The sequence below is a fragment of the Bacteroidota bacterium genome, from assembly GCA_039714315.1.
Lineage (GTDB): Bacteria > Bacteroidota > Bacteroidia > Flavobacteriales > JADGDT01 > JADGDT01.
Genome location: JBDLJM010000024.1, coordinates 19,960 through 27,346, shown reverse-complemented (window position 1 = coordinate 27,346; position 7,387 = coordinate 19,960). Strand labels below are relative to the sequence as shown.

At 35.5% G+C, this 7,387-nt stretch carries 4 protein-coding genes; all 4 read right to left on the bottom strand.

The genetic code is table 11. The features are described from left to right. Window positions 1-1,076, bottom strand: a 1,076-nt coding sequence (locus ABFR62_04400; GenBank protein ID MEN8137653.1) for a fibronectin type III domain-containing protein, incomplete at its 3' end; no start/stop codon positions are given. Then, window positions 1,076-2,107 (bottom strand): metallophosphoesterase family protein, encoded by a 1,032-nt coding sequence (locus ABFR62_04395; GenBank protein MEN8137652.1) that lies wholly within the window; start codon window positions 2,105-2,107, stop codon window positions 1,076-1,078. The genes ABFR62_04395 and ABFR62_04400, both read right to left, overlap by 1 nt. 16 nt (window positions 2,108-2,123) lie before the next feature. Then, window positions 2,124-4,691 carry a glycoside hydrolase family 3 C-terminal domain-containing protein gene (locus ABFR62_04390; protein ID MEN8137651.1) on the bottom strand — a complete coding sequence of 856 codons (2,568 nt, stop codon included), beginning with the start codon at window positions 4,689-4,691 and terminating at the stop codon, window positions 2,124-2,126. A 45-nt stretch (window positions 4,692-4,736) separates the two neighbouring features. Continuing rightward, a complete protein-coding gene (locus tag ABFR62_04385) occupies window positions 4,737-7,385 on the bottom strand; it encodes a glycoside hydrolase family 20 zincin-like fold domain-containing protein (protein ID MEN8137650.1) in 2,649 nt (882 codons plus the stop codon). Window positions 7,386-7,387: the final 2 nt, after the last annotated feature.

Sequence of the window (7,387 nt, the reverse complement as noted above, 5' to 3'; positions counted from 1 at the left end):
TCATCTATCAACTCTCCCCAATGAGGTGTTTTGTGCGTATCTCCAAAATAGGTAAATGAAAAAGGAGCTGAGTCATCCGCAGCTGTTTTAAATACTGCTGTATCACTCCAGATATCTGTTTCATTATTTCCGACGATATAACTATATGAAGTATTTTTATCTAAATTTTCGAGCACTGCCGTATAACGATTAATTGTTCTGTCGTTATACAACATTCTGTCATCCATAATTTTACTTTTAGCCTCGACCTGAGTGTACTCTTTTCTACTATCATCCTCTTTCCAGTAGCGTACAACACCTTTATTAGAACTCAAGTTAGTTCGCCATTGAATAGATTGGGTTGTTTTGGGATCTTTGCTCCATGTCAGCATTATTTGATCCGGTTTATCAGATGAAGGAAACGGGGTTTTTCTAAAAGCATTAATTAAATTTGCCTCACGTGCTCTACCTCTTACTGTTGGTAAAAGTTTTCCGCCCACCAATTCTTCAGGAACTTCGGTTAAAACAAGCTCATCCCAATCGTGATAAGTAAATGATCCCACATCCATTTTACCCACAAACTGATTTTCAGGAAAGAAGTTACTAAGAATAAGCTCCTTTGATTTATCAATAGCTTTAACTGACACGAAATAATGTCTGTTCTGATTATCGAATCCGTTAATTCCAAGACCTACCCTACCGGCAGAATATTCTTTTTGCCAAACCTCATAAACAGTGTATTCATTTTTCACTGTTAAACCTGTTTTCACAAAACCATTATCCTCCAACCAAAAAGGCACAATAGCCTGATTATTAACACGCATTACCGATACAATTGCAGATGTATTTATATCAAAGCTCCAGTACCTTGTTGCCAAAACCTGCAATTCATCCTCATCAAAAAGCCTTAAAACATCCTCGTTGCTCAAACTATTTATACTATCGCTACTAACATTAGTATAGATATGCTTAACTGCCTTATCTATGACACTATTTACAGACTTTGGATTTTTGCTACATGAGATAAGTATTATTGAAATTAGAAATAAATACCTCCTGATTATCAACCTCAAGCTTTCCATGTGAATATCTTTCATCAGTCTTCTTTATTTGATTCTTTTTCTACATATGGTAATTCAACCTCATATAATTTTTTCTTATCACTTCTCCTAAGCCAGGTTTTAAAACCCTTTTTTTCTTCTTCCAATAAAATAACACGGGCTCCATTTAAAGGTAAATCTCCATAACAATTACCTCCCGACATATAACCATAACACAGTGCAATGTTGTACAATTGAGCTAGGTAATTATTATTGTGATCATGCCCCACAAAAGTTCCTAATACATTGCCCTGTTGCACCATTTCAGCAAACATTCCGGTATTAATTTCAGGTGAACATTCCTCCTCCATACGAACTCCTATTTTATATTCCCCATCATCAAACGCCTGCTTGTATTCTGGAAGTGGTATATGAAAGAAAAACAATGCTTCTACTTCTTCATTCTTTTTTAGCCATAATTGATTTGTTTCTGCAAACCACTTTATTTGTGAACGGCCAATCCAGTCATATCCCCCTACACCATTTTCCTTAACTGAGGAATAAGCTCCTGAATCGAGAAAGTACAACAGCTTCTCAACAACTCCATTCGAAGAATGTATAGGCAACACAAAATTCCCCACTCCTTTTACATCATCCCCTCCTTCGTCGTATAGAAGACAATAAGGACGTTTTGACAAATACTCCAATAGTTCATCATTCGTAATTACATTCTCACTATCGTGATTACCAAAAGTAATTGCATAGGGAGTCTTGTATTTTTTCAATAGATCTGTAATCATCTTCCAACTTGCAATTGCTACATCTTTTTCCTCACTACTTGTAACAATATCACCTGTTAGAACAACCAAATCCGGCACTTCCTCCTTCATCACCGATTTTATATTTTTCAGGACTTCCGGCGATCTTTCACCTCCCTTAACGAAGTGCATATCGGTAAACTGAACAATCTTAAAAGTTTTATCCTCTTTGAATTGCAATTTGTTATTTTGCGCCAATAGACTTTGTTCAATAAATATAAACAATGCCATAAGCGTAATAACTTTATAATTCAACTGCAAAAAACTCATAATTAAATGTTTTATTCTATTTCAATTTAAACGTTTTCCTTATCCTAATATCGCGTGATGAAGCTCCAATCAACATTTCGAACTTACCTTTCTCAGCTTTCCATTTTTTATTTATCACATCGTAGAATGAAAGAGCACTTTTCTCTATTTTAAATTTCACGTCCTTACTCTCTCCAACTTTTAGGCTAACTCTTTCAAAACCTTTTAAAGCTTTTACTTCTCGTTCTACACTTGCTTTTTTATCATTTATGTAAAGTTGTACTATTTCGTCTCCTTCAATATTCCCAATATTTGTAATCTTTACAGAAACTGTAATAGTATCGTTTTGATACATATTTGTCGATGACAATTTCAAATCGGAATATTCAAATTCGGTATATGAAAGTCCATATCCAAATTCATACAATGGTTCAATTTTGTTTTTATCCCAATGACGATATCCCATAAAAATTCCTTCTTTATATAAAGCTACTTCCCTATCTCCCGGATATGTTTTTACCGCCGGATGATCTTCCCATTTTTTCATCCAAGTAAATGGAAGTTTTCCTGAAGGATTAACTTCTCCAAATAATATTTGAGACAAAGCTTTACCACCTTGTTCTCCAGGATATAAAGCATCTATAAGAGCCGGAACTTTATCAATCCAATCGTTTATCAACATTGCAGAACCATTGTTTAAGCTTACTACCACATTCTTATTCACTTTTATAACCTCATTTAAAAGCTGCATCTGCATAGGTGGTAATTCCAGATAATCTCTGTCGCGTTGTTCTCCTTCAAGATTTTTAGCCATACCCAGATTCATAACTACTACATCAGCTCCTTTTGCCACTTCTACAGCTTCCTGCAGTTCGCCTCCCCCCTCTACGGGAGCAATACCCAAACGAGCACGACATGTACCTATATTTTCGTAAAACTCAACTTTTAAATCGTATAACTTTCCTTCTTCAAACTCGTAATACTCTGTTTTAAACTGTCCCGGAGCCTGATCTGTCCACGAATCAATTACAAGGTTTCCGTCTAAGAACAATTTCACACCATTATCGGCCTTTACTCCTATTTCGAACAAGCCTGTTCCCGGCGATTTGAATTTACCTGTCCAACGTACAGAAAACTTATCATCGTTAACGACTCCCGGCACAGGCGACTCTTCAAATCCCCATGAGTGATTTATACTTTTGTCAATTCCGCTAGCTACCGATGGCCCTTCAAGTTTTTTATTATTCCAGTATTCGGCATTGATACCCGGAGTTACTCCATCGGTTTGTAAATACATACTCTCTGGAGCAATTGGCAAATCTTTTCTTTTAAGTTTTACTCCAAAGGCATATTTCACCTCTACATCGCTCCCAACAATATCTATAATTCCTTCTAATGGAGAAATTGGATTTAAGGCATCAGAGTGCCCAGAACCATCACCTCCCAAACGTGCGGTTGCTGCATTAGGTCCGATAACGGCAATTGTTTTTATTTTACTTTTATCAAGAGGTAAAACATTATTCTCATTTTTAAGCAGAACTATACTCTTTTGTGCTGTTTCTAAAGCGATAGCTTTATTCTTATCCGAATTAATATAACCACCATACATATCGGGGGTTTCTCCAAAAAGATTCATTCTGAACATAATTCTGAGAATCCTCGCAACTTTATCATCAAGAATACTCTCATCAACCTCTCCGCTTATAATTTTAGCAAGAAGTTTCTCTCCCAAATACTTGCCATTTGGCATTTCCAGATCCATACCCGCTTCGGCTGTTTTAACCGTTGAACGAACAGCACCCCAATCGGAAATTACAATTCCGTCGAATCCCCATTCTTCTTTTAATACATCGTTCAATAAGTACTTATTCTCATTGGCATAAGTTCCGTTTACTTTATTATATCCTCCCATGATAGAATAGCTTCCGGCACGTTGCACAGCTGCTTTAAACGCAGGGAAATATATTTCGCGCATTGTGCGTTCATCAATTTCAGCACTTACATCAAACCTGTTCCATTCCTGATTATTTGCTACAAAGTGCTTGGTACAGGTTGCCACGTTTTTATTCTGAACACCTTCGATAACAGGTACTGCCATCTCCGACATTAAATAAGGGTCTTCACCGAAACTCTCGAAATTTCGTCCACCAAAAGGAACTCTTGCAATATTAATACAGGGTCCCAACAAAAGGTTGAATCCTAAAATCCTGGTTTCTTCCCCCATCGATTGCCCTATACGATATGTTAAATCTCTATCCCACGCAGCAGCAATATTTACAGGTGCTGAATAAACAGTGTTAGGTCCTTTTCCACGGGGACCCAGCGGCCCGTCAGTCATGGTAAAAGCCGGAATTCCCAAACGTACATTTGGTTTTGTTCTGAAATCATCGCCTGTAATTAATTCTATCTTTTCTTCCACAGTCATTTTACTGCGGATTATTTCGATGTTCTTTTCTATTTCGGATTCACTCAATTTCTTTGCTTCACTTGCACGGTAAACAAGAATATTCTCTTTTGAAATAGATGGCTTATTTTGGGCAAATACTGTTGTAGATATCAGCACAAAAACTGATAACAATATCGATTTAAAAAATTTATCTATCATAATTTACTATTTATCATTCGTTGATATAATTTATGAATCGTTTCTTTAAAACCCCAACTCACCAATTATAATTCGTCCTGTCCAGTTTGCCTCAGCCACGGGCAATAAACTGTACTTATAACCATACCATGCACTATGCATTATTCCCATAAACTGGTCGGGATATTTTTTACCTGCGAGCATGATATCCAATATATTTGCCGGTTCAAACCACGCTACTCCACCAGTTTTATATCCCCTTTCCAAATAAAAATTCATTTGATTTATTGTCTGTGCTTTGTCACTGTGATAAACAGCCAGGTAATTCCAATCGTTAACCATTATATCTTTTGGTAAACCATCTATTGCACCAACTGCATCTATTTTTGGTGCATTTTGTAGATCACTAAACATATCTCCCCAAATGTAAATCCCTATATTATCATCATATTTTCTAATAATTTCATGTACTCTGTTTATTTGGTCAATCATCAGTTCTCTATTAGATATACCACGAGCTTTACACAAGCTACACTTGTTTACAAAGCCTACCTCATCCTGACTTATATGCAGTTTATTTGGCTTTAATTCTTTAATTATTGAGGAAATTACTCTTTCCTGAATTTCCCAACCTTTTGGATTGCTCGGACAAGTTGCCGGATGTGGGAAATCTGTAAAATCAACTTCATCAAAACTCAATTTTAATTCCTTCTGTATATAATTAGAATTAATAATTTTAATTTTAGGTTCTTCAGTTATAAGGAGCATATAGTCTGTGTTTTTCACAAGCTCTAACTCTCCTGCAAACACACGTATAGTTGAATTATCGCAATCGTGAATACGCTTTACTCCCAATTTTATAAATCCGAACTTATCTGATATAAAACTTTCCCTTTCGTGATAAATACCTTCATCTAAACAAGGATCCAGAATACCGGTAAATGTTGCAGATCCAAAAGTTTCAATAAAGGGAACCGGCTCAATAAAATGATCTTTGCAATAGTCAAAAATCTCTGTTATTTCTTTCAGTTTATCATGATTATCCAAATGTAAATAGCCTTCGGAGTAGATGTAAATTTCGTTATACCTCAACCCGGATAACTTTTTTATATAAGCCTTAAAATCATCGCTCATTTCTGCCTTGATATTTGATAGCATTACACTACGAACCGAATATGCCGGAGAATCTATAATTATTCCTGTAGGAAGTATATGTGATATTTCGAGCGCCTGTACCAGTGTACTTAATCCGTAAAACAATCCTTGTTTGGCAGAAGCTACTACTTTAACTATATTCTTTTCAACCGTAATTTCATAAGCTTCTTTCTCTAAACCTGAATTCTCTTTTAAATAAATATTTATGGTTTTACTTTTCCCCGGCTCTGAAGTATAATTTACTTCCTGCGAAAAATATCCTCGCCAAAAAGACTCAATTTTTTCATTCAAAACATCTTTTGTTTCTGTAGAATAATACACTTTCCAATTTGGAGATATTTTGCATTTTGCTCCATTAAATTCCATAGATTTTGGCTGAGGAAAAACCTTTTCGAAATTATTATTGCTTTCTGATAATTCTTCCAAACCTTTAAACGCCTTTTGCAATCCTCCCAAATACCTTCGATATCCGTATGGATGCTCCCAAAGTTTATTTACCGAATCTAACCACTTTACTGTTTTAATATAATCGAGATAATAATTTTCCAGTGGCGATGGATCTATGATCAGATTGCTAACAACATTTTTTTGTGCTAAAAGTTCTCTCAACTCCTCTACCACATCAACCGAAGTATTCATATATGCATATGTGCTATGACCGCCATTATCGCTATCAAAACTTATTTTTATTGAATATTCTTTGGCAGTAAATTCTTTCTTGTCTAAAACTAACTTTGATCCCAGTTGTGCCGAAATTATTTTACTATGTGATTTATCGATAGCTGAAAACTCGATTTCTGCCATTGGCAGGTTACTAAGTTGCCCTACTATATTATTATCTCCAATTGTTCCAATAATTTTATCCCCTTCAATAACAAATTCACTGTTCATTGCTACATCAAGATTATTCTGTACCTGCTTCCAGGCTGTTTCATTATCTACAGGTCGCAAAGCAAATCCCCATCCGCCTAAGCCTTGTTCTATTTTTAGTAAAAGAATATTGTTCCCCTTTTTCAATTTCAACTTTAGGTACTCGTCATCTATTTTTACAATACGTGGTTTATGTACTTTCAATAACAATTTGCCATTGAGCCATGCTTTCATTCCATCGTTTGACCCTACTCCTAATATTTTCTCCTGTTCTTTGTCGCTTTCAATCCATATAGCAGCATAGGCAACTACTCCTTCGTTTGGTACAAAAATCTTTTTTAGGTCGATAATATCTTCTGTACTCTTATTAAGCTCCCATTTAAAAACCTCTCCCGTTTCTAAACTGACTTCCTGCTCCAAGTTTGGCTTTACCCCCTGCTCCCCACCTATCGGTTTCAAATAATCTCTTTTAAAACCCAAACACGAATTATCGAGATGGAAATAGTCTTTTTCACCATCAGACAATGAATTTGAAAAAGGTCCAATCAGCATAAATTCCTTTATAAATTCACCATTTTCTAATTCATCAGCCGAATAAATAAGTCTTCCATTCTCAAAGGTTGTTTGAGCTAAAACATTCAACGTTAGAAGCAATACATGTAATAAACTCAATATCTTTTTAAAACTCATAA

What these genes read in the sequence shown, in the direction of transcription:
- ABFR62_04395 (MEN8137652.1), bottom strand. Translation starts at nt 2,107, where the DNA reads ATGAGTTTTTTGCAGTTGAATTATAAAGTTATTACGCTTATGGCATTG.
- ABFR62_04390 (MEN8137651.1), bottom strand. Translation starts at nt 4,691, where the DNA reads ATGATAGATAAATTTTTTAAATCGATATTGTTATCAGTTTTTGTGCTG.
- ABFR62_04385 (MEN8137650.1), bottom strand. Translation starts at nt 7,385, where the DNA reads ATGAGTTTTAAAAAGATATTGAGTTTATTACATGTATTGCTTCTAACG.